General features: G+C 31.2%; 16 protein-coding genes. 8 read left to right on the top strand and 8 right to left on the bottom strand.

The genetic code is table 11. The features are described from left to right. Positions 1-13 precede the first annotated feature (13 nt). The 8 genes from BT107_RS04505 to bglX all read left to right on the top strand — a co-directional run bounded on the left by BT107_RS04505 (position 14) and on the right by bglX (position 15,966). On the top strand, positions 14-1,210 hold the full coding sequence (locus tag BT107_RS04505) for a winged helix-turn-helix domain-containing protein (protein WP_211435261.1): 1,197 nt from the start codon (positions 14-16) through the stop codon (positions 1,208-1,210). A 56-nt stretch (positions 1,211-1,266) separates the two neighbouring features. After that, positions 1,267-2,253, top strand: coding sequence for a hypothetical protein (locus BT107_RS04500; protein ID WP_072302548.1), 987 nt, complete (start codon positions 1,267-1,269; stop codon positions 2,251-2,253). Between the two features lie 131 nt (positions 2,254-2,384). Next, positions 2,385-5,138: a helix-turn-helix and ligand-binding sensor domain-containing protein gene (locus BT107_RS04495; RefSeq protein WP_072302914.1), complete on the top strand. Its 2,754-nt coding sequence runs from the start codon at positions 2,385-2,387 to the stop codon at positions 5,136-5,138. Positions 5,139-5,378: 240 nt separating this feature from the next. Continuing rightward, the gene (locus tag BT107_RS04490) at positions 5,379-8,414 is read left to right on the top strand and encodes a SusC/RagA family TonB-linked outer membrane protein (RefSeq protein WP_072302547.1); all 3,036 of its coding nucleotides are present in this window, start codon (positions 5,379-5,381) and stop codon (positions 8,412-8,414) included. A 12-nt stretch (positions 8,415-8,426) separates the two neighbouring features. Continuing rightward, a complete protein-coding gene (locus BT107_RS04485; protein WP_072302546.1) occupies positions 8,427-9,902 on the top strand; it encodes a RagB/SusD family nutrient uptake outer membrane protein in 1,476 nt (491 codons plus the stop codon). An 11-nt stretch (positions 9,903-9,913) separates the two neighbouring features. Next, a complete protein-coding gene (locus tag BT107_RS04480) occupies positions 9,914-12,004 on the top strand; it encodes a hypothetical protein (RefSeq protein ID WP_072302545.1) in 2,091 nt (696 codons plus the stop codon). Between the two features lie 11 nt (positions 12,005-12,015). Continuing rightward, complete coding sequence (locus BT107_RS04475; RefSeq protein ID WP_072302544.1) at positions 12,016-13,668, top strand: family 16 glycosylhydrolase; 1,653 nt, start codon at positions 12,016-12,018, stop codon at positions 13,666-13,668. 9 nt (positions 13,669-13,677) lie between these two features. Next, positions 13,678-15,966 carry a beta-glucosidase BglX gene (bglX, locus tag BT107_RS04470; RefSeq protein WP_072302543.1) on the top strand — a complete coding sequence of 763 codons (2,289 nt, stop codon included), beginning with the start codon at positions 13,678-13,680 and terminating at the stop codon, positions 15,964-15,966. A gap of 84 nt (positions 15,967-16,050) precedes the next feature. Here the strand turns inward: bglX and BT107_RS04465 are convergent, their stop codons facing one another. The 8 genes from BT107_RS04465 to BT107_RS04430 all read right to left on the bottom strand — a co-directional run bounded on the left by BT107_RS04465 (position 16,051) and on the right by BT107_RS04430 (position 23,071). Then, positions 16,051-16,683, bottom strand: coding sequence for a hypothetical protein (locus tag BT107_RS04465; protein ID WP_072302542.1), 633 nt, complete (start codon positions 16,681-16,683; stop codon positions 16,051-16,053). A 105-nt stretch (positions 16,684-16,788) separates the two neighbouring features. Continuing rightward, positions 16,789-18,054 (bottom strand): hypothetical protein, encoded by a 1,266-nt coding sequence (locus BT107_RS04460; RefSeq protein ID WP_072302541.1) that lies wholly within the window; start codon positions 18,052-18,054, stop codon positions 16,789-16,791. Positions 18,055-18,086: 32 nt separating this feature from the next. Then, a complete protein-coding gene (locus BT107_RS04455; protein ID WP_072302540.1) occupies positions 18,087-19,316 on the bottom strand; it encodes a hypothetical protein in 1,230 nt (409 codons plus the stop codon). Positions 19,317-19,344: 28 nt separating this feature from the next. Further along, positions 19,345-20,436, bottom strand: coding sequence for a DUF6688 domain-containing protein (locus BT107_RS04450; protein WP_072302539.1), 1,092 nt, complete (start codon positions 20,434-20,436; stop codon positions 19,345-19,347). Positions 20,437-20,461: 25 nt separating this feature from the next. Then, the gene (locus BT107_RS04445; protein WP_072302538.1) at positions 20,462-21,028 is read right to left on the bottom strand and encodes a heme exporter protein CcmD; all 567 of its coding nucleotides are present in this window, start codon (positions 21,026-21,028) and stop codon (positions 20,462-20,464) included. Between the two features lie 39 nt (positions 21,029-21,067). Beyond that, positions 21,068-21,364: a chaperone modulator CbpM gene (locus BT107_RS04440; protein WP_072302537.1), complete on the bottom strand. Its 297-nt coding sequence runs from the start codon at positions 21,362-21,364 to the stop codon at positions 21,068-21,070. Beyond that, a complete protein-coding gene (locus BT107_RS04435; protein WP_072302536.1) occupies positions 21,361-22,260 on the bottom strand; it encodes a DnaJ C-terminal domain-containing protein in 900 nt (299 codons plus the stop codon). The genes BT107_RS04440 and BT107_RS04435 overlap by 4 nt, the downstream gene beginning before the upstream one ends. A gap of 220 nt (positions 22,261-22,480) precedes the next feature. After that, complete coding sequence (locus BT107_RS04430; RefSeq protein WP_072302535.1) at positions 22,481-23,071, bottom strand: M23 family metallopeptidase; 591 nt, start codon at positions 23,069-23,071, stop codon at positions 22,481-22,483. Between the last annotated feature and the right edge of the window lie 11 nt (positions 23,072-23,082).

The raw sequence follows: 23,082 nt of genomic DNA, 5'->3' as shown, positions 1-23,082 counted from the left end.
GAAGTAAGATCGTATGCAGCATAAAATAGAATTTTTATCTCTAGAAGATGCCAGAAAAATAGTAGTACAGTCACAGCAGTTACCAGTAACAAAACAAATAGGTACAGACATAGACGCTACACTTTTTGCAATAGAACATTTAGGGTATATACAGATAGATACAATTTCTACAATAGCACGCGCACACCACCATACTATTTGGAACAGAAACCAAAACTATAGAAAACAGCATTTAACAGATTTGGTGGCGAGTAAAGATGTTTTTGAGTATTGGTCTCACGCAGCAGCATATTTGCCTATTAAAGACTATAGATTTACGTTGCCACGTAAAGAAGCTATTAAAAGTGGAGAACAAAAACACTGGTACAAAAAGGATACTAAATTAATGAACTCAGTTTTAGAGCGAATTAAAAATGAAGGTCCTTTAATGGCTAAAGATTTTGATGGAAAAGGCAAAAAAGTAGGAGATTGGGCAACTAAACCAGCTAAACAAGCCTTAGAGAACTTATATATGGAAGGTAAATTAATGATAAGCTCTAGAGTTAATTTTCATAAAGTATATAATATTACAGAACTGGTATTGCCAGAAGGTATAGATACCTCTTTACCTACACAAAAAGAGTATTTTACATTTATAATTACCAAGTATTTAAAAGCTAATGGAGTAGGACAAGCAGCAGAAATGGCATATTTGCTTAAAAACACCAAACAGCATATAATTGCAACCTTAAAAGCAATGGTTTTAAATGGTGATGTGCTAGAATTAAAAATAAATGATATAAGTTACTATGCATTGCCTTCTGTTTTAGAAATGCTAAATAACCCTTTAAAAAAAGGTAATTTGAAGATTCTTTCTCCTTTTGATAATTTGGTAATTCAGAGAAAACGAATGCAAGATATTTTTAACTTTAATTATTTGTTAGAATGTTATGTACCCAAAGAAAAAAGGAAATATGGCTATTTTGTACTGCCTATTTTATGGAACACAGATTTGGTTGCTAGAGTAGATTGCAAAGCAGATAGAAGCTCTGGTGTTTTACTAATACATCATCTTTTTTTAGAGTCTAGTTTAAAAGATGTAGAAGATTTTGCTATGGCTTTGGCTCAAGAATTAAAAGCTTTTATGCTGTTTAATGACTGTGTTAAGATAAAAATAGAAAATACTAGTCCTGCTAGTTTTAAATCGATTTTAAATAAATTATTGCGCTAAAATCCTCACTGAAAACTGGGGTTGTAAACAGAAAATGAAATAGTACATTTGACTTTATGGATATAGGATTTAAAGAAATAGTGATAGGAATTTTAGTTTTACTTGTTCTACTTTTTTATGGAGTAAAATCTAAGTATATGTTATCTAATAAAGTAGCAGCTAAAAACCTAGAAGCTTTTTTAAAAGCTAATTATGGTACGGATTTAAAGTATACCGATTTATACAGGTTTTTTAATACGGCAACAATGAACCCTAATTGTTTTAAAGCTGTAATAAATAAAGTTGAAAACCCAAAAGTAGAAATGTATTTAACTTTTGATGCTAGCGAAATTGCAACTCAAAAAGATGTAAAGTCAATGTATCCAGACGGCTTATCTTTCCATGAAGAGTATATACAAAAACAAGAAGTTGTAGCGTCACAGGCTATAATTTTGGATAAAATGAAACCACTTGGCGTTAGCCTAGATTGGGATTATGAGCTTGTTACTTTAACTTTTGATAAAAGTTATGCAGAAGCAGAAGTGCTAGAAAAAGAACACTATTTTATAGATTTATTTAGTAAAGAGGATACAGACAAATTTGGGTACTACCATAGTTTTAAATTAGAATTAAACTTTTTAGATAATGCATTTCCTAATCTAATACATTATGTATCGCAAGAAAACGGTGTGTGGCTTTTAAAAGATATTAAGTTAAAGGAAGATGATACAAATTTTAACGAAACAAGAGATGCTATTAAAGTTAAAATTGAGCACTATTTAGCAAAATTAGATTCAAAATTAATGTTGCACAATTACTATAGTACCTTTGTAAATAAGGCCGATTTTGGCAGAGTTATCTATGTAGAATATACACAGAACAAAAGAACAGCAAAAGAAGTTAAAGAAGCAGAAAAAGGAGTCTATGTTTCGCCAATAAATGGTTACGTTGTTGTGTATTGGAATTTAGATAAAAAACTAGCACAGCATATTAATTTTGTGTCCATATCTGATCATCTTACTTTAGAAGAAATTTTAGAAAATGAAGTTACTAATTTAATATAATCTTATTCAAGGTTTACTAATAATAGCACTTCGGTTTTTTGGTCTTTAAATACTTAAAATTGTATATTGTAGCATACTATTTTTATATGCCTACCAAAACTTTACTTTTATATAAAACTTGCTGTTCTATTTTGTGTTTTCTGATTTTTAATAATCTAAAAGCACAAGAGTTACCTCCAATAAAAATAGTTACACCCCAAGAATATGGTGCAGAAAATCAGAATTGGGACATATCGCAAAGTGCAGACAATTTAATATATGTAGCTAATAATGGTGGTTTATTAGAGTATAATGGAGCAGAATGGAAACTTTACGCTGTTCCTAACAAATCTATTGTACGCTCTGTAAAAGCTATAGATAATAAAGTTTTTACAGGCAGTTTTATGGATTTTGGTTACTGGCAAAAAAATAAACTTGGTGTTTTAGAATATTACTCCTTAAAAGAAATTTTCAATCTAGAATTAATTGAAGGTGAACAATTTTGGAATATAGAATATGTAGACGATTGGTTAATTTTTCAATCACTATCTAGAATTTATTTAATCAATTTAAAGAATCAAAAGGTTAGACTTATAGAGGCAAAAACTTCTATAGGTAAAATAATTAATGTAAATAACAATGTATACTACCAAGAACTGGGTGGTGGGCTTTTTAAAATTAAAAATGGAAAAGGAACTGTAGTAAATGATGAGCCATTTTTTAAAGAAAATAAGATAATTACAATACTAGAAAGAGAAAATGAGTTGCTTTATTTAACAGAGAATAAAGGGTTTTATAGATTTGTAAATAACCAAGCTATAAAATGGGAAACTCCATTAGATACCGATAAGCTTAGTGTGTACAATGCCATAAAACTTAAAAATGGCAATATCGTAATAGGCACAATCTCTAACGGAGTTTACTTTTTAAATCCTGATGGTAGCCTAAAATATAAACTTAATAGACAAAAGGGTATTAGTAACAATACGGTACTTTCTTTATTTGAAGATAATTATAAAAATATATGGCTTGGACTAGATAATGGTATAAACTATATCAATAATTCTTCTAGGTTTAGAGTTTATACAGATAACGATGGTAAATTAGGAACTATATATACTTCATTAGTTCATAATGATTTTTTATACATTGGAACCAATCAAGGAGTTTTTTATAAAAACAGGAACAAAGCAACAAGTTTTAATTTTATAGAAGGTACCAAAGGGCAAGTATGGATGTTAAAAAGTATAGATAACACATTGTTTTGTGGTCACGATAAAGGAACCTTAATTATAGAAAATAATGCTATAAAACAGCTTATAGATACAGTTCCGGGTACTTGGGACTTTAAGCCTATAAACAATAGTAAAGAACTTATTTTACAAGGAAACTATAAAGGGTTACATATCCTTAAAAAGGAAAATAATAAATGGACATATAGAAATCAATTAAAAGGTTTAAATATGTCTAGTCGTTTTTTTGAAACAATAGATACTACAATTTATGTAAATCACGAATTAAAAGGGTTGTATAAGCTAAAAGTAGATTCTAATTTTGATGAAATTTTAGAACAAAAACAGCTTAAATTTTCAGATATTGGTAATGGTTCTAATATAATAAAATTTAATAAAGAGCTATTGTATGCATCGTCTACAGGTGTATATAAATTAGTTGATAAAGAATTTAAAAAAGACACTCTTTATACGAGTCTTTTTTCTAATTACAATAGGCTTACTACCTTAATGAATATAAAGGAAGACACTACAAAATTGTGGAGGTATAGCGATGATAATATTTCTATAATTAGTAATGGTACAATAAGTAATAAACCTAAACTAATTAATATACCAATAGATAAAAACTTAGTGAATAGTGTTGCTGGTTTTGAGAATATGACCCAAGTAGATAATAACAACTATTTAATAGGTACTTCTAATGGTTATTTGGTTCTTAATAATTTAAATAAGTCTAATACCATAGACTTAAATATAAATATAGATGCTATAGAGGTGTATAAAATTGATGAGCCTAAATTTAAAATAAGCAACATAGGAACTATAGATTTAAAGAACAAGCAAAATAATATTGAGTTTCATTATAGTTTTCCCTTTTTTAATACAATAGTAAAAAACAAGTATCAGTATCAATTATTAGGATTGTCAGACAAATGGTCTAGTTGGACACAGAATACATCACAATTATTTGAAAACCTACCCTATGGCGAGTATACTTTTAATGTAAGAGGAAATTCTGGAAATAACACAACAAATACTGCGAGTTATAAATTTACAATAGAAAGACCTTTTTACTTATCTAATATAGCTATTTGCATTTATGTTATTTTATGTTTGTTTTTATTTAAAGCAATAGACTTGTATTATAAAAAGCAACAAAAACGAGTGTTGCTAAACACACAAAGAAAATTATCTAGAAAAGAGTTAGAAAATAAGCAACAGTTAACGCAGTTAACTAATGAAAAGCTAAAGCTAGATATAGAAAATAAGAACAGAGAGTTGGCTATATCTACAATGAGCATAATTAAGAAAAATGAATTCTTAAATACTATAAAAAAAGAACTTACAAAAGCTAAATTAGATAGTAATGTAGCTGCTGTTCTTAAAATTATAGATAAGAATATAAACAATACAGACGATTGGAAATTTTTTCAGGAAGCCTTTAATAATGCAGACAAAGATTTCTTAAATAAAATTAAAACAAAGCACAATACATTAACTCCTAATGATTTAAAGTTGTGCGCTTATCTTAGGCTAAATTTATCTTCTAAAGAAATAGCTCCTTTACTTAATATTTCTTCTAGAAGTGTAGAGGTAAAACGATATCGTTTGCGAAAAAAGATGAATTTACCCCATGAAACCAGTTTAACAAACTATATTCTTGAGTTGTAATACTACTACAACTCTTAAATTTACCTATACAACACCACAACATTAGTATATTTTTTGTGATTTTAGCATATTACTAAAATATTATGATAACGCCCTATTTTGCTAGTATATATAGCTTAGTTTATGTGATATTGTTATTTTAAGAGGATTTTTTTTGCTGTGTATGTTTTTTGTAGTGGTTTCTTTTAAGAAATCATTAACAAAGTGTTTTAAATTTGAGAATACAACAAAACTATATTTATGAAAACAAAACTCACCTTACTATTAATCTTTAGTTTTTGTATGGTATCCTACGCGCAACAAAGCAGTGTTTCGGGTACTATTACAGAACAAGGAACAGGGTTACCAATTCCTGGAGTTAATATTATTATAAAAAACTCTATTAAAGGAGTGGTATCAGATTTTGATGGTAATTATACCATTAAAGATGTCCCAGAAAATGCAATACTTCAATTTAGTTACTTGGGTTATGTTAGCCAAGAAATTAAGGTAAACAATCAACAAAAAATAGATATTGTTCTTATAGAGGATGTATCTAAGTTAGATGAAGTAGTTGTTATAGGTTATGGAGGACAAAAGAAAAAAGACATAACCGGAGCTGTATCTATTGTAAGTTCAGAAACAATAGAGGAGTTACGACCTGTAGATGCTGCGCAAGCATTACAAGGAACTTCTGCTGGAGTGTCAGTTACAGCGCCATCAGGATCTCCAGGCGGTCAGTTTAACATTACTATTAGAGGTATAAACTCTAATGGAGACAATGGACCATTGGTAGTTATAGATGGTTACAAAGGAGATTTAAACAGTATAAACCCAAGTGATATAGAATCTTTTTCTATTCTAAAAGATGCGCAGGCTGCTATTTATGGTATAGAAGGCGCAAACGGAGTTGTTTTAGTAACAACAAAAAGCGGAAGAAAAAATTCGGCAATTAAAATAAATTATAACGGTTATACAGGTATACAACAAACTACACGTCAGTTACCTTATTTAAATGCTACAGAATATGGTCTTTTATTAAATGAAAGTTATGCTGCAAATGGCAGTAATTTACCTTATCCTAATGTAAGCAATTTAGGAACAGGTACTGACTGGCAAGACCAGCTTTTTGATACTGCTCCTATTACCAATCATAGTATTTCTGTTACTGGTGGAGGAGAAAAAAGCACCTATTATTTTGGAGGTTCCTTTTTAGAACAAGATGGTATTATTGCTAGCGATAAATCTAATTTTAGTAGAGGAAACGTTAAAGTTAAACTTGGTTTTGATCTTAGTGATAAACTAAAGTTTACTACATCTGCAAACTACTTTAATAATAATAGAAAAACAATTGGAGAGAATGCACTGGGTTCTCCTTTGTTTAATGCACTTAATTACGCACCAACATATGCATTAGATCAAGAAGATGTTTCAGGTTTTTTAGGTAATGAGGTTATTAATCCGCTATCGCAAATAGCAAATACTTATAATAAATACGACGGTAGTTCTGTAGAGGGTACTTTTCAATTAGATTATGAGCCAATAGACGGATTAAAAATTACATCTCGTATCGGGTTAAAATCATATAAAGACACTCAAAAAATATTTGCACCAATAGTAAATTATGGTTCTGGTAAAGTGTTTAATACAGACCGTAGTAGTGTAACCCAAACAAAAAATACAAACAATTCTTATACTTGGGATACTTTTGTTACTTACAACAAAAACTTTGCAGAAAAACACAATACTAGTTTTACTATAGGTACAAGTGCACAAAGAGCTTGGGGAGATAATTTACAAGGAACTGGTTTTGATGTTCCTAATAATGAATGGGAATTTGCAGATATATCTTTAGCAAATGGTTTAAGTGAAGCAAAAACAAGTAGCTCTTACATTTATGATACACGATTGTCTTCATTCTTTGGAAGATTACAATACGATTATGAAGGTAAGTATTTCTTATCAGCAATGATTCGTAGAGACGGAGCATCAGATTTTGCACCAGACAACAGAATAGATTATTTTTCATCTGCAACAGCAGGATGGATTCTTTCGGAGGAATCATTTTTAGAAGATTCAGATGTAATTAATTTTCTAAAACTTAGAGCTAGTTACGGTTCTTTAGGGAACAATGTTGGTGACGATTTGTACAGAGCATTACTTAGTGGTGAAGCTACATATGTATTAAACGGTGGTCTAGTAACAGGTACAGCAAACGGTAGAATTCCAAATCCTGATGCTACTTGGGAAACTGCAGATAAGTTAGACATTGGTTTAGACCTTAACTTGTTTAATAATAAAATACAAATTACAGCAGATTACTTTTTAGAAGACAGAAACGATTTGTTAATTGCTAATTTCCCAGTATCTGGTATTTTAGGAGCTTCTGCACCAGGAGCAGGTTTACCAACAGTTAATGCTGGTACAACACGAACAAAAGGTATAGAGTTCTTCGTAAATTATAAAGAGAACTTTTCAGAAAATTTATCTCTAGATCTTAGCTATAATGTTACAAAAGTAGATGGCGAGGTTACATCTGTTAGTAATGATATTATTTCGGAAGGTGGTTCTTTCAGTGTTGGCCAGCCATCAATTACAAGAATGGAAGTTGGACAACCAATAGGGTATTTTTATGGGCTTAAAACCGATGGTGTTTTTCAGAATCAGGCAGAAGTTGATGCAGCACCATCACAAGCAGGTTTAGGGTCTGCTGCTTCTCCAGGAGATTTAAAGTATGTAGATACTAACAATGATGGTGAAATTACCATTGCAGACAGAACAAATTTAGGAAAAGCACAAGCAGATTATATAATGGGACTTAATTTAAGAATTAATTACAAAAACTTAGATTTTGGAACCTATATGTATGCAGAACTAGGTAAAGAAATGGTTCGTAATTACGAGAGAGATCAACCTAATATAAATAGGTCTAATCTTTATTTAAATAGATGGACAGGGGAAGGTACAAGTAATACAGTTCCAAGAGCAACAATAGGTGCTACAACAAACAGATTGTTTTCAGACTTTTTTGTTGAAGACGCATCATTCTTAAGAATACAAAATATACAGTTAGGTTATTCCTTACCAGATGAATTTTTAGAGAAAATAGGAGTAAGTAAACTACGTATATATGGATCTGTAAATAACGCTTTTACATTTACAAAATATACTGGTTTTGATCCAGCAGCGCAAGGTGTTAATCAAGACGGAAAATTAGATGTCTTTTCTAGTGGAATTGATTATGGTTTTTACCCAGTGTCAAGACAGTTTATTTTAGGTTTAAATCTTTCCATATAAAACATATAAAAAATGAAAACATATATAAATAAAACCTTCACAAGCTTATTTGTTCTACTGTTTGTAGTATCAAATAATTCTTGTAGCGATTCTTATTTAGAAGAAGTAGATAGATACAGTATAGATTCAGAAAGTTACTTTAATTCAGAAGAAGATTATTACAATGCATTAATTGGAGCTTATGATCTGTTACAGTCTAGTTATGTAAATGTTCTTTTAGGTGAAATAGCATCAGACAATACATTAGCAGGTGGAGAAAGTGCAACAGACGTTGTAGGTTTTCAGCAGGTTGATGATATGATACATACTCCTGTGAATAGTAATATAAGAGACATTTGGAACTGGATGTATGCAGGTGTAAGTAGAACTAATTTTATTTTAGAATTTCAGGATAAAACAGATTTTGCAGGAAAAGAAATAATGATAGGTGAAGCTCGCTTTTTAAGAGCATACTATTATTTTGAATTGGTAAAATGGTTTGGTCCAGTACCAGTTAAAGAAACTCGTTTTGAGCTTGGCGAAGAAACTACAATACCAAGAGCGCCAGTTTCAGAAGTATATGCTTTAATAGAAAAAGATCTAAAATATGCAATAGATAACTTAGACTATACGGCACCAGAACTAGGTAGAGTTACAAAAGGAGCAGCACAAGCTTTATTAGGAAAAGCATATTTGTACCAAGATAAATTCTCTGAGGCTGCTATTGTTTTAGATGATTTAATTCTAAATGGCCCTTACGATTTGGTAACAGATTACAATACTATTTTTGAAAACGACGGTGAAAACGGTGTAGAGTCTGTTTTTGAAGTACAATATTCAGATGCAGAAGGTGCTGGTTTTAGTTGTCTACAATGTAGTGAGGGTAACGTAGCTGTTGGTTTTAACGGAATAAGAAATTATTCTGGACCTGAGTTCGATTCAGGTTTTAGTTTTAACCTACCAACACAAGAAGTAGTAGATGCTTTTGAAGACGGAGATTTACGTAAAGAAGTAGCTATTTTAGATATAGATGGTTGGGCAGCACAAACAGGAGCAACATTTGGTACTGGTAATGAGCATACAGGCTATTACAACAGAAAGTACATTGCTAGAAAAGGAGATTTAAATACAGGAGATCAAAATTTAACAAATCCTAATAACTACAGAGCAATTCGTTTTGCAGATGTTTTATTAATGGCAGCAGAAGCTTACAACAGGGGTAGTATAGATGATAGTAAAGCCCAAACATACTTAAATAGAGTAAGAGAAAGAGCTTTTGGAGCACCAAACAATGTTACAGCTACAGGAGCAGCACTTACAGATGCAATTGCAAAAGAAAGAAGGGTAGAATTAGTAGGGGAAGGGCACCGCTTTTTTGATTTGGTTAGAACAGGTAAAGCCGCATTAGAAATTGAAGGCTTTACAGAAGGTAAAAACGAAGTATTTCCAATTCCAATTGAAGAAATTCAGTTTTCAAATGGTAATTGGCAACAAAACCCTAATTATTAAAACATATAGCCATGAAAATATTTAAATATACATTGTTACTTGCTACGCTGCTTTTTATAAGTTGCTCAGAAGATGACAATACAGATTATGTAAATGGTATTGCGGCACCAACAAATGTTACTGCCAAAGTAAGCATTTCACAAGACAATACAGGTGTAGTAAATATTACACCATTAGCAGAAGGAGCAACAAATTACACAGTAGATTTTGGAGATGGTTCTGCAATATCAGACTTAATTAAACCAGGACAATCTATAGCACATACTTATGCAGAAGGTAGTTACGATGTTATTGTAACGGCCATTGGTTTAAATGATAAAAAAACAGCAACAACGCAAAATATTGAAGTATCTTTTAATTCACCAGAGAATTTAGTAGTAACTATAGAGAATGATGCTGCGGTATCTAAACAAGTCAATGTTACAGCAGATGCAGACTTTGCATTGGCATACAAGGTATACTTTGGAGAAACAGAAGGTGAAGAACCTATAGAAACTACAATTGGCGAGACAATCTCTTATACATACCAAGAAGCTGGTACGTATACAATTAAGATTGTGGCTATGAGTGCAGCAATTGCAACTACAGATTATGAAGAAGAATTTGTTGTTACAGCAATAGTACAACCTTTAAATTCTGCAGCTACACCACCAAGTAGAAATCCAGAAGATGTTATATCTATATATAGTGCAGCTTATGAAGATGTTGCAGGGACTAATTATTTTCCAGATTGGGGACAAGGTGGTCAAGGTAGTGGTTGGTCAGAGTTTAGCCTTAACGGAGATACTATGTTACAATACATAAACCTAAGTTACCAAGGTATTGCTTTAGCAGATGGTACTTCTGTAGATGTTTCACAAATGGAATATTTACATTTAGATGTATGGACTGCAGGAGATATTACTAGCCTAGAAACATCATTAATAAATAACGCTTCTGGTACAACAACAGAAGCACCAGTATCATCTAGCTTAACTGCAGGTGAGTGGACAACAATAGAGATTCCTTTATCAGACTATACAGATCAAGGGCTTACAGTTTCAGAAATTTTTCAACTTAAATTTGTTGGGGAACCTTGGGCTACAGGTACCGTTTTTATAGATAATATTTATTTTTACAAAGCACCATCTAATGTGCCAGAAGGTCTTGTTGGTACTTGGAAACTTGCACAAGAGGCAGGTTCTTTAGGTGTAGGTCCAAACCCTGGAGATATTAGTTGGTTTAATTGTGATGCAGATTGTGTAGACCTAAGAGCTTGTTATTATGACGATACTTACATTTTTGGTTCAGATGGCTCTTTTACTAATAATTTAGGAGCAGAATCTTGGATAGAAGGCTGGCAAGGCGGATCCGATTCTTGTGGTGTGCCAGTAGCACCTTATGATGGTTCTGCAGCAGCAACGTATACGTATAATGAAGCAGCAGGTGAAGTTACCATAAACGGCACAGGAGCTTATATAGGATTAGCAAAAGCAAATAATCAAGGAGAATTACCAAACGTAGCGGTACCATCATCAATTACTTATAAAGTAAGTTTTACAGACATAAATACAATAGAAGTATATGTAGAAGCTGGTTCAGGAGTGTTTTGGCAGTATAAGTTAGTTAGAGAAGGAGCAGTTACATCTCCGGTAACGGGAACTTGGAAACTTGCAGAAGAGGCTGGCGCTTTAGGTGTGGGTCCAAACCCTGGAGATATTAGTTGGTTTAATTGTGATGCAGATTGTGTAGACCTAAGAGCTTGTTATTATGACGATACCTACGTTTTTGGCGCAGATGGTTCTTTTACTAATAATTTAGGGGCAGAATCTTGGATAGAAGGCTGGCAAGGCGGATCTGACTCTTGCGGTGCACCAGTAGCACCTTATGACGGTTCTGCAGCAGCAACATATGTTTATGATGCTGCAACAGGCACAGTTACCATAAACGGTACAGGAGCTTATATAGGATTAGCAAAAGCAAATAATCAAGGAGAATTACCAAATGTAGCAGTGCCATCTTCTATTACGTATACAGCTACGTTTATAGATGCAAATACAATGTCTGTTTATGTAGAAGCAGGTTCAGGAGTGTTTTGGCAATATAAATTAGTAAGAATCTAAAAATTAATAAAATGAAAAACTTTAAATATAAAATGGGATTCTTTTTTTCTATGTTATTGATGTTGTTTTCTTGTCAAGAAGATGATGCAACAATAGGAGATATAATTGCACCAACAAATGTTACTTTGGCAGCAGAAGTAGTTGGCGTAGATGATTTAAATCCTAATGGAGATGGTAGTGGTTTTGTAACTTTAAAAGCAAATGCAACGAATGCTATTAGTTATAAGTTCGATTTTGGAGATGGTATTAGCGAAGTGTCTCCTTCAGGAGAAATAACACATAGGTTTAGTGTAGTAGGTGTAAACACATTTACAGTAGTAGTTAATGCAATTGGTACAGGTGGTTTAGCATCTAGTACTTCTATAGATGTAGAGGTTTTTAGTTCTTTTGATGATCCAGAAGTTAAACAATTTTTATCTGGTGGCTCTACTAGAACGTGGTACTTAGCAGCATCAGAAGTTGCACATTTAGGTGTAGGTGGTAATGAGGCTGTTGCACCAGATGCTTTTTGGTTTCCGTCGTTTTTTGCAGCACAACCTTTTGAAAAATGTGGAATAGAAATTAGTGATTGTTTGTGTGATGATGAGCTTATTTTTTCATTAGATGCAAACGGACAATTAACATACCAACTTAATAACAATAGCGGAACATTTTTTAACGCAGGACATCAAGACGTAATTGGTCAAAATGCAGGAGAAGATGCTTGTTTTGAGTTTGATACTTCAGGAACAAGTATTGTTTCTTTAGCACCATCTAGTATTGACTGGGAAACAGTACCAGATCCAGATTTTAGACCAAGAGGTACGGTAATGAACTTTTCCAACGATGCCTTTATGGGGTATTATGTAAGTTCTTCTTCTTACGAAATTTTAGAAATATCAGATACAGAAATGTATGTAAGAACACAAGACGGATTAAATCCAGATTTATATTGGTATCACAAGTTTCAGACTAGTCCTGCAGAGGATACGTTTGAGTCTGTATATAACAATTTAGTTTGGTCAGACGAGTTTGATGTTGATGGAACGCCAGATGCAACTAAGTGGGGTTATGACTTAGGTGCTGGCGGATGGGGAAACCAAGAGTTGCAAACCTATACTAATGATGCTAAAAATGTTATTGTAGAAGACGGATTATTGAAAATAACTGCAATAGCAGAAAATGGTGGTTATACATCTGCAAGACTGAAATCTGAAAATTTAAGCGAGTTTACCTACGGTAGAGTAGAAGTAAGAGCAAAGTTGCCGGCTGCACAGGGTACGTGGCCTGCTATTTGGATGTTAGGAGCTAATTTTGAGACTGTAGGCTGGCCAAATTGTGGAGAAATAGATATTATGGAACAAACAGGTCAGGATAAAAGTATAACTTCTGCAGCACTTCACTATCCAGATAATTTTGCAGGAAATGCATTTACAGATCAGACAGCAAATGCAACATCTACAACAGAGTTTCATAACTACTCGGTAGAATGGACAACAGATGTAATTAAAGTTTTAGTAGATGACACTGTTTTTTTAAGCTTTGCTAATACAGACAGTACACCATTTAATTTAGACTTTTTTATGATCCTAAATGTAGCTATGGGTGGTACTTTAGGAGGTACAGTAGAACCAGGTTTTGTGCAAGATTCTATGGAAATAGATTACGTTAGAGTTTACCAGTAAAATTTTAAGATGAGAATATTTAGATTATTAGTTATACCCATTGCAATGGCAATTGGTATAACTTCTTGTAAAAGTCAAAACAAGACAGTAGCCGTAAGCATAAATAACAAAGAGCTAAGTATAGACCAAAAGGTAAATGCCTTACTTTCTAAAATGACTTTAGAAGAGAAAGTTGGCCAAATGAACCAATATAATGGTTTCTGGGATGTTACAGGACCTACACCTGCAGAAGGTGATGCAGCTAAAAAGTATGAACACTTACGAAAAGGTTTTGTAGGTTCTATGCTTAACGTTAGAGGTGTAAAAGAAGTTAGAGCAGTACAAAAAATAGCAGTAGAAGAAACTAGGCTAGGCATACCACTAATAATTGGTTTTGATGTAATTCACGGATACAAAACTATAAGTCCAATTCCTTTAGCAGAAGCAGCTAGCTGGGATTTAGATGCTATTAAAAAATCTTCAGAAGTAGCTGCATTAGAATCCTCAGTTGCAGGTATAAACTGGACATTTGCACCAATGGTAGATATTTCTAGAGATGCACGTTGGGGACGTGTTATGGAAGGTGCAGGTGAAGATACTTATTTAGGTACTAAAATTGCAGTAGCACGTGTACAAGGTTTTCAAGGAGAAGATTTATCAGATAAAGCAACAATTGTAGCTTGTGCTAAGCACTTTGCTGGTTATGGTTTTTCTGAATCTGGTAGAGATTATAATACTGTAGACGTTGGTACATCAACCTTAAATAATATTATTTTCCCTCCTTTTAAAGCAAGTGTAGATGCAGGAGTTAGAACGTTTATGAACTCTTTTAACGAGTTAAATGGCATACCTGCCACAGGAAACACATACTTACAAAGAGATGTTTTAAAAGACCAATGGAATTTTAATGGTTTTGTAGTATCAGACTGGGGATCTATAAAAGAAATGATTGCTCACGGACACGCTAAAGATTTAAAGCAAGCCGCAGAGATTTCTGTAAATGCTGGTTCGGATATGGACATGGAGTCTTATGCATATGTTGCAGAGTTAAGTAAATTGGTAAAAGAAAATAAAGTTTCTGAAGAGTTTATAGATGATGCAGTAAAACGTATTTTAAAAGTAAAGTACGAACTAGGTCTTTTTGATGATCCTTATAAGTATTGTGATGAGAAAAGAGAAAAGGAAATTACAGGAAACAAAGCTATTAATGAAGCTGTACTAGATGTGGCAAAAAAGTCTATTGTTTTATTAAAAAATGAAGATAACGTTTTACCGCTAAAGAAAAACGGGCAAAAAATTGCATTAATAGGAGCATTGGCGGCAGACAAAACAAGTCCTTTAGGTAGTTGGAGAATTGCAGCTGATGATAATACAGCAGTATCTGTTTTAGAGGGTATGCAAAACTATCCTAATAATACTCTTACGTATGCAAAAGGAGCAGATGTAGTTACGGGGAAAACAGAGTTTGCGTTTGAATTAAAGATTAATACAACAGATAAAAGTGAATTTGAAGAGGCCATTACTATTGCTAAACAGGCAGATGTTGTAGTTATGGTTTTAGGAGAGCACGGTTTTCAGAGTGGAGAAGCTAGAAGTAGAACAAATATAGATTTACCAGGTGTACAACAAGAACTTTTAGAAGCTGTTTATGCTGTTAATAAAAACATAGTCCTAGTGTTAAATAATGGTAGGCCTTTAACTATACCTTGGGCAGACAAGCACATACCTGCAATTGTTGAAGCTTGGCATTTAGGAACGCAAAGTGGTAATGCAGTAGCGCAAGTATTATATGGTGACTATAATCCTAGTGGAAAGCTACCAATGACGTTTCCTAGAAGTGTAGGGCAGGTGCCAATTTATTACAATCATAAAAACACAGGAAGACCAACAACAGATAATCCTGATATTGTATTTTGGTCTCATTACATAGATGAAAGTAATACTCCGTTATACCCTTTTGGTCACGGTTTAAGCTATACCTCTTTTGAGTATACAAACTTAAATGTGAGCAAACTTTCGGATACTGAAGTTGAGGTTTCTGTAAAATTAAAAAATACGGGAAAATACAAAGGTAAAGAAGTGGTACAATTGTATATAAGAGATTTATTTGCAAGTGTAACTAGACCCGTAAAGGAGTTAAAAGGGTTTAAAATGGTAGAACTAGAGCCAAATACAGCTAAAACTATTACATTAAAGTTAACAAGCAAAGAACTTGGATTTTTTAATAATAAAGGAGAGTTTCTTTTAGAACCAGGAGATTTTAAAGTTTTTATAGGAGGAAGTTCTTATACTGCTTTAGAGGCCGATTTTACACTCTAGAGTTTTGTTTATGATTATATTTATAGCTAAAAAGCCTCAATTTTATAAAATTGAGGCTTTTTTATTTATGTAAATTGTAGTGTGTTAATTAAAAACAATGGCAGTTTTATTTGCTATACTGTAGTTAGCAGCTTCAAAAAGTGTTAGCCAAACCATTTTTTCTATCCAAAAATCGCCTTGATCATCAATAGTTTTGTAAAGGTCTTCTTTGTTTTGTACTTCTAATTTTTCATTTAATTCTACTCCTAATTTTTTAGCAATGCTTTTTAGGTCTGTTAACAATCCAAAAGAAGAACCAACCATAGCGCCTGGTACAGTAATTTCATCTGTATCAAAAATAACTTCTTCAAAATCTATAGGAATATAGTATCCTTCACAATCCGAGTGTACTAAAAGATGACTGTAAAACATAGAAGATTCTTCTTCTACTATAGGGTCATTTGCAGGATCTAACTCTGTATTAAAAGGTTTCACAACCCAGTCTTCATCATTCATATAATAAGCAAAAAATCGTCTTAAATAATGAAGAAAAGAATAAGGAAAGCCACCAACGTGTATAGGATCTACGTCTAATTTGCTTGGTTCTATATGTGGTTTGTAGCCATTTAACTCTAATAATTTATTTAGTTGTTCAAACTCAATTTTGTAGGCTTCATAACCTTCTGGTTCGTTTTCTAAAAAATCTGCTAAAATTCCGCTTGTAATACTTAATCCCATTATGCACTTATTTATAGCAGCAAATATAGACTAGATATTATATTTTTTACCAAGAAATATAGCTGTATTAGTAAAGTATAATAATTTTAACTTAAAAGTAGTTACTTAATCACAAACCGTATAGATAACAGATTTTTTGGCTATTGTAAACTGTTTTTGTTGTTGTGTTACATCTTGTAACATTTCATATTTATTTACTTGTAAAAAATTATGATATTCACTAACATTTTTTTCATAGGTAGGCGGAACTTTTCTTCGATAAACATAATTATTTAGCTTTTTATTATACTTATAATTTTTAGAGTTTATTTCCTCGCTTTTAAACTGTTTATATCCAAAATTGTAATAAATAGTTTCAGGTGTATTATTAATAGTAGACATTTCTTTTAAAAAGGTATCGTCCTCAGAGCCTGCTTTTGGTAAAGGAGATTTTTCCGTTACTTGGCTTTCTCTAAATATTAATTTGTTGCCATCAATTAAAACTCTAATTGGCATCTTATTTTGATCTCTTGTATGTTCAAAAATTATAAAATCATTAAAATTGCTGGTGTTCTTAAATGTGGTTAGCATTACTTTTTGATCTGGAGACTCCTCATATGACTGATTAAACGCTAAGGAGATTTGCTTAGGTACACTTGTTGTTTTATGCACATAAGGAAAATCAAAACAATTGGCATCTTTATTAAAAATAGGAAATAGGTTTACTGGTTTTTTACTTGTTTCATTGTACGTAATAAGTGTTCTATAGCTAAATCTGTCACCTAAAAAAGAGCTTTTGGTAGAATCTCCAATACTAGGATTGTAACGACCGTATACATTAAAAGGTTTTTTTGCTTTGTTAGGTGTAAGGTGTAAATATTTTTCTTTTATAACGCGCCAAGTACCTATTTGTACTTCACCAAAAGAAGCAATTACATATTTATTTTCCTTGTAAAGAAATAAAGTAGGGCTGCCTTCTGGCGATCTATGACCAAAAGATAAACTATAACTCCCCATTATATTTTTCTCTATTTCTTTGTACTTTTTTTCTGCTGAGTATAAAGAGTCCATGTTAGTTGTATTATAGCTTTGTCTTAGCTGTTCTAATTTAATTTGTATAGCATCACAGTCTTCAAATAATTTAGCTTGTAGAAGTTTATCATACTCGTGAAACGTAGTTTGTTTAAATATTCTGGTAGAATCTTTTGCACTAAGTGCTGCACAAGATTTTACCTTAACTTCAAAATCTGCTTTGCTGTCTATGTATTCTATTTTTTCTATACAGTCACAAGTAGAAGATGCTTTATCTTTTACAATTTTTTCAATACTCTGCGCATTACCAGTAACTATAGTTGTAAATAAGAGAAAAATTAATGATTTTATGTCTTTCATCGGTTTATTGGTATGTTTTTTTAATTATTAACTTAATCACAAACGGTATAAATAATAGATTTCTCAGCTATTGTAAACCGTTTTTGTTCCTTAGTTAGGTCTTGTAATTTTTCGTATTTATTTACTTGATAGTAATTATGATAATTGCTTATATCTGGCTCATAAGTAGTTTCTAAACTTTTATCATACAAATAGTTATTATCTTTTTTGTTATAACTGTATTGCTTAGAGTTTATAAGCTCGCTTTTAAATATTTTATAGCCAGTATTGTAATAGATAAATCTAGAATTAGTATCATCCGTGGTATTTTCTCCAGTAGAAGAATATTTTATGGCTATACTGTCTTCATCAAATATCAGTTTGTTGTCACCAATTAGAATGTCAGCTGGCATACCATTTATATTTCTTGTGTGTTCAAAAATAATGAAGTCGTTAAAACTCTTAGAATTTTTAAATGTGTACAATGTTACTTCTTGCTCTGTAAATTCCTCATAATTTTGATTATATGCTAATGATATTTGATCTGGTTTACCGCTAGTTTTGTGTATATACGGAAAACTAAAACAATTGGCATCTTTATTAAATATAGGACTTAAGTTTATAGGTTTTTTAGTTGCTTGTTGGTAAGTAATAAGTGTTTTATAGCTAAATCTGTCCCCCAAAAAAGAGGTATAAGTAGAGTCCCCTATATTTGGGTTGTGACGACCATAGATCGTAAGCGGAGATTTACTTTTATTAGGAAATAAATGTAAGTATTTCCCTTTTACAACTTGCCAAGTGCCTACTTGTAATGCATCAAAAGTTTCAATAACATATTCATTTTGATTATAAAGTATTAATGTTGGACTACCTTCTGGAGATTTGTGTCCAAAAGATAAATCATAACTTCCTATTATTTTTTTCTCTACGTTTTCATATTTTTCTTCTGTATCGTCTGTGTAAGTAGTAGAAGTATAACTTTGCCTTAACTGTTCTAATTTAGCTTCTAAGCCATCACAGTCTGCAGGTAATTTAGATAATACAAACTTTTCATACTCTTTAAAAGTGGTGATTTTTAATATTGCAATAGAGTCATTTTTACTAAGTCTAGAACAAGAATAAACCTTGTTTTCTAAGTCTAATTTACTAGTTACAATATCTATTTTTTTCATACACTTACAAGATTTGGCAGTATTGTCTTCTACTAGTTTTTCAATAGTTTGCGCATTGTTAGTAAATACTGTTGTTAGCAGGGTAAAAAGTAGTAATCCTATGTTTTTCATATGTTAGTTAGTGTGTAATTTTTTAAAACTATATTTTATATTGTTTATTTATTTTTTTTTCTGGGTTAAGACATAGTAAGTATAAGGAGATTAGAAAAATCCATTCTAAAGGTTTCATTAAAATATAAGTAATGTTAGACCCCATTTTAGAATTTATTTTTAATGAAAGGTTGTATCCGTACTTGTCATAGTTGCTTCTAATAAACCTATGAAGTTTAGGAGAAATATCTGTTATCATTTCTTCAAAAGCATTAGCAATTTGTAATTGTCTATTCACAATTATTATATTTTTATGCCTTTTTCCTAATCTAATAGGCTTTACAATATCTGGGCTACCTTTAGCAGCTACAGTGCATAAATAATGACCTTTGTGGTCTAGAATAGGAGGGTGGCTTTTTTGTGACAAAGCCCAAGTTGTAGTATCTGTAAATACTTTAGAGATAGAATTTACATCTTGTCCAAACAACATTAATATTATTGTAATAGTAATAAAAACAGGAATTAAAAAAAGTAATGCCCATATAGACTCATTAAACTTATCAGCTAAAAAAGTATTGCAATAGTTAATAAATTTGTTTTTGTATGTTTTGTTTTTGGCTTCTATTTTCTCTTCTTTTATTACTTTAATAAGGAGACCAATAGCAATAATTAAACTTAGTGCAGGTGTAAAAATAAAAAGAAATGTTCCTATGTTTTCTTTATATACGTCCAAAGTTTCTGTGTTATGAGTTGTAATTTGGATAAGAATAGCACTATTTATTACAATACCTATAAACAAGAAAATTAAAAAAAGAACAAGAGATAAAGGAGGTAGTTTACGACCTTTAACCCAGATAAAACCTGCCGAAATATTAAAACATATAAAATAAAGAATAAGAGTTATTATATGTTTTTCTCCAAACGGAATATAACATTCTAAGTCTACAGGGTCTATTGCATCTGTATGTTGATTGCTATGGGTGATTAAGCCAATGCCAAATAATAGAAAAGAAAGCATATATAAAACGAATATAAGAATCTCTATAGTAGTTATATTTTCTTTCTTCTTTTTTAATCCTTTAATCGTAAAGTATATTAGTACAAAAAATAAGATAAGTAATAGAGGAAATATCATTGACATTAGAATGGTTTCTTTTGGTTAGTTTTTATTTTGTAGTATCAAAGGTGTTTTCTTTATCAACTGAAATGGCTATTGCTTTATTTAAATTAGTTTTGTTTTTGTTGCCATTAATTGTAAACGAGTTTAATAGCTCACAGTCAGATGTTGCTACAGGACCAAACATTCCGTAATTTAAACCAACAGTATGTTTAAAATCTGAAATATAATAATGAAACTCTTTATGTACGGTTATTAAAATACTATCTGTTTTTAAAAAGCTATTAAAAGGAATATTTATATAATTTATTATGTTTTTATTAGCTGTTGTGTCTAAAATTACTGTGTCTTTTATGACTTTATTATTACGTATTACTTTAAACTCTAAATGATTTGAGGTTATATCTTTAAAATCAAAAAACGTAATTTCTGGCTGTTCTGTTACGTAAAGAATAGAATTACAATTCTTAGATTTTTCTGATGCCTCTTTATTTAATTGTTTTTTATTCTGACTTATAGAAAAGAAAAACAAACCTATTACTATACCAGCAAATGCCAATACACTTAAAACAACATATGCTAAGTATTTTAGACTTTTAGAGTAGGTTTTCTTCATTATGTTTAGTTCTCTATTTAAAGTAAATAAGGTTACATTTTAATCATCTTCATAAAGCCTTAATCTATTTTTTAATGTGTTTATTTTGTCTTGCAATGCTCTTTCTTTCTCTAATAAATTAAAAACAACATCAATACCTTCTAGATTTACGTTTAGCTCGGTATAAAGCCTTATTATTTTTTCTAGATTACTTATTTGATCTTGATGAATAAATTGGTTTTGTTCTATAATTTCTATTTCAATAAGTCCCATATTATTTAGATCATCCATAAATGAAATTTCTATGTTATAATGAGAACAAAGAGTTTCTACTAGTATTAAAGTTTTTTCGCTCATTTTTCTTTAATTTGTTGTAATTCTTTAAATAGCTCAATTTCTTTTTCACTTAAGTCTGTAGGTATTTTGATGTTATAGGTGATAATTAAGTCTCCAAATTGATCTTCTTTTTTATAAACAGGGAACCCTTTTCCTTTTAATTTTACTTTAGAATTGTTTTTGGTTTCGGGCTTAATAGGTAGTTTTACTTTGCCATTAAAAGTCTCTACTTTAATTTCTCCTCCTAATATAGAGGTATACAAATCTAGATCAACATTTAAATACAGGTTATTTCCTTCTCGTTTAAACTCTGTATCATTGTCTATAATAAATTTAATAAACAAGTCACCGTTAGGGCCTCCGTTACTTCCTGGACCTCCTTGACCTTTAATTTTTATTACTTGACTATTTTCTACTCCAGCAGGAATTGTAAGTCTAATTTTTTTATTGTTTACAGTTAATACTCTCTTTTGGGAGGAGTATACATCCTTTAAGTTTAACTGTAACTCTGTATTGTAGTCCTGTCCTTTAAATTGCTGTTGACGAGATCTATTAAATGATGATTTGCCATTACCTGCACCTCCAAACATAGATTCAAAAAAATCTGAATAGTCTTCGTTACTATTACCTTGCTGATGAGTTCTTTGCTGAGAATATTGTTGTTGCTGTTCAGCCTTTTCAAATTCTTCTGCGTGTTTCCAGTCTTTTCCGTACTTATCGTACTTTTTACGATTTTCAGGATTACTTAAAACCTCATTAGCTTCGTTTATTTCTTTAAATTTTAACTCGGCTTCTTTATTGTTTTGGTTTAAATCTGGGTGATACTTACGAGCAAGTTTTCTATAAGCAGTTTTAATTTGCTTTTCGGTTGCTGTTTTTGAAATGCCCAGGGTTTTATAATAATCTATAAATGCCATTATTTATTGTTTTTTTAATTGAGCAGAAGAATTAAATTTTTAAGACAACACACGTCTTATTAAAACAGATATTGTGTTGTTTAATATGATTTATGCTTTAGCAATAAATAAAATATGCTAAGGAAAAGTATCGTCTTAATTGTACTACAAGTTATACAAGTTTTTAAAATGAAGAAAGAAAAAGCTATAATAATTTAAGGGTATTTTTATTATAAAAAATCTAGTTTCTATTGTTTTTTATATATTCTGTAGGGTTTAAATATCCTGTAGTATCGGTATCATATCCGCCCCCTATAGGCAAGCCAACTTCATTTCTTAACTCTAAATGCAAATGTGCCCAGTATTGTCCGTTATTATTGCCAATTGTACCAATTAAATCTCCTTTAGCTACATAATCTCCTTTTTTTACTTGTATAGTGTCACAATGGGCATAAAGAGATTCAACTTTTTCGGTATCATTAATATAATGCACAATTCTAATAACATTTCCCCAGCCGCCTTCTATGTTTTTAGCAAAAGAAACATAACCATTAGCTATAGTGTAAATGTTATCTCCTAAATCAGAATTACCACCTTTTATACCATTCCAGTCATCACCCAAATGGTTATTTTCTGTAAATTTTTGAGCATTATAATATCCTTTTGCATTTGGTTTTCCAACAGGAAAATCGAACCCATTAGTTTTCTTAATTGTATCTTGTTGTACAACATCAACTTTAGCAATGCTTGTATTTTTAACCTTGTTTTCTGCTTTAGGTTTACAGCTAAAAATTAAAATTACTAAACTAAAAATCAGAAAAAAGTATTTCATAAGTGTTGTTT

Source organism: Cellulophaga fucicola (genome assembly GCF_900119145.1).
GTDB classification, from domain to species: domain Bacteria; phylum Bacteroidota; class Bacteroidia; order Flavobacteriales; family Flavobacteriaceae; genus Cellulophaga; species Cellulophaga fucicola.
This window is presented reverse-complemented; position numbering and strand designations above follow the sequence as displayed.

Bases quoted from the DNA above. Each gene is read 5' to 3' on its own strand.
- BT107_RS04505 (WP_211435261.1), top strand. From the start codon at position 14: ATGCAGCATAAAATAGAATTTTTATCTCTAGAAGATGCCAGAAAAATA.
- BT107_RS04500 (WP_072302548.1), top strand. From the start codon at position 1,267: ATGGATATAGGATTTAAAGAAATAGTGATAGGAATTTTAGTTTTACTT.
- BT107_RS04490 (WP_072302547.1), top strand. From the start codon at position 5,379: ATGAAAACAAAACTCACCTTACTATTAATCTTTAGTTTTTGTATGGTA.
- BT107_RS04485 (WP_072302546.1), top strand. From the start codon at position 8,427: ATGAAAACATATATAAATAAAACCTTCACAAGCTTATTTGTTCTACTG.
- BT107_RS04480 (WP_072302545.1), top strand. From the start codon at position 9,914: ATGAAAATATTTAAATATACATTGTTACTTGCTACGCTGCTTTTTATA.
- BT107_RS04475 (WP_072302544.1), top strand. From the start codon at position 12,016: ATGAAAAACTTTAAATATAAAATGGGATTCTTTTTTTCTATGTTATTG.
- bglX (WP_072302543.1), top strand. From the start codon at position 13,678: ATGAGAATATTTAGATTATTAGTTATACCCATTGCAATGGCAATTGGT.
- BT107_RS04465 (WP_072302542.1), bottom strand. From the start codon at position 16,683: ATGGGATTAAGTATTACAAGCGGAATTTTAGCAGATTTTTTAGAAAAC.
- BT107_RS04460 (WP_072302541.1), bottom strand. From the start codon at position 18,054: ATGAAAGACATAAAATCATTAATTTTTCTCTTATTTACAACTATAGTT.
- BT107_RS04455 (WP_072302540.1), bottom strand. From the start codon at position 19,316: ATGAAAAACATAGGATTACTACTTTTTACCCTGCTAACAACAGTATTT.
- BT107_RS04450 (WP_072302539.1), bottom strand. From the start codon at position 20,436: ATGTCAATGATATTTCCTCTATTACTTATCTTATTTTTTGTACTAATA.
- BT107_RS04445 (WP_072302538.1), bottom strand. From the start codon at position 21,028: ATGAAGAAAACCTACTCTAAAAGTCTAAAATACTTAGCATATGTTGTT.
- BT107_RS04440 (WP_072302537.1), bottom strand. From the start codon at position 21,364: ATGAGCGAAAAAACTTTAATACTAGTAGAAACTCTTTGTTCTCATTAT.
- BT107_RS04435 (WP_072302536.1), bottom strand. From the start codon at position 22,260: ATGGCATTTATAGATTATTATAAAACCCTGGGCATTTCAAAAACAGCA.
- BT107_RS04430 (WP_072302535.1), bottom strand. From the start codon at position 23,071: ATGAAATACTTTTTTCTGATTTTTAGTTTAGTAATTTTAATTTTTAGC.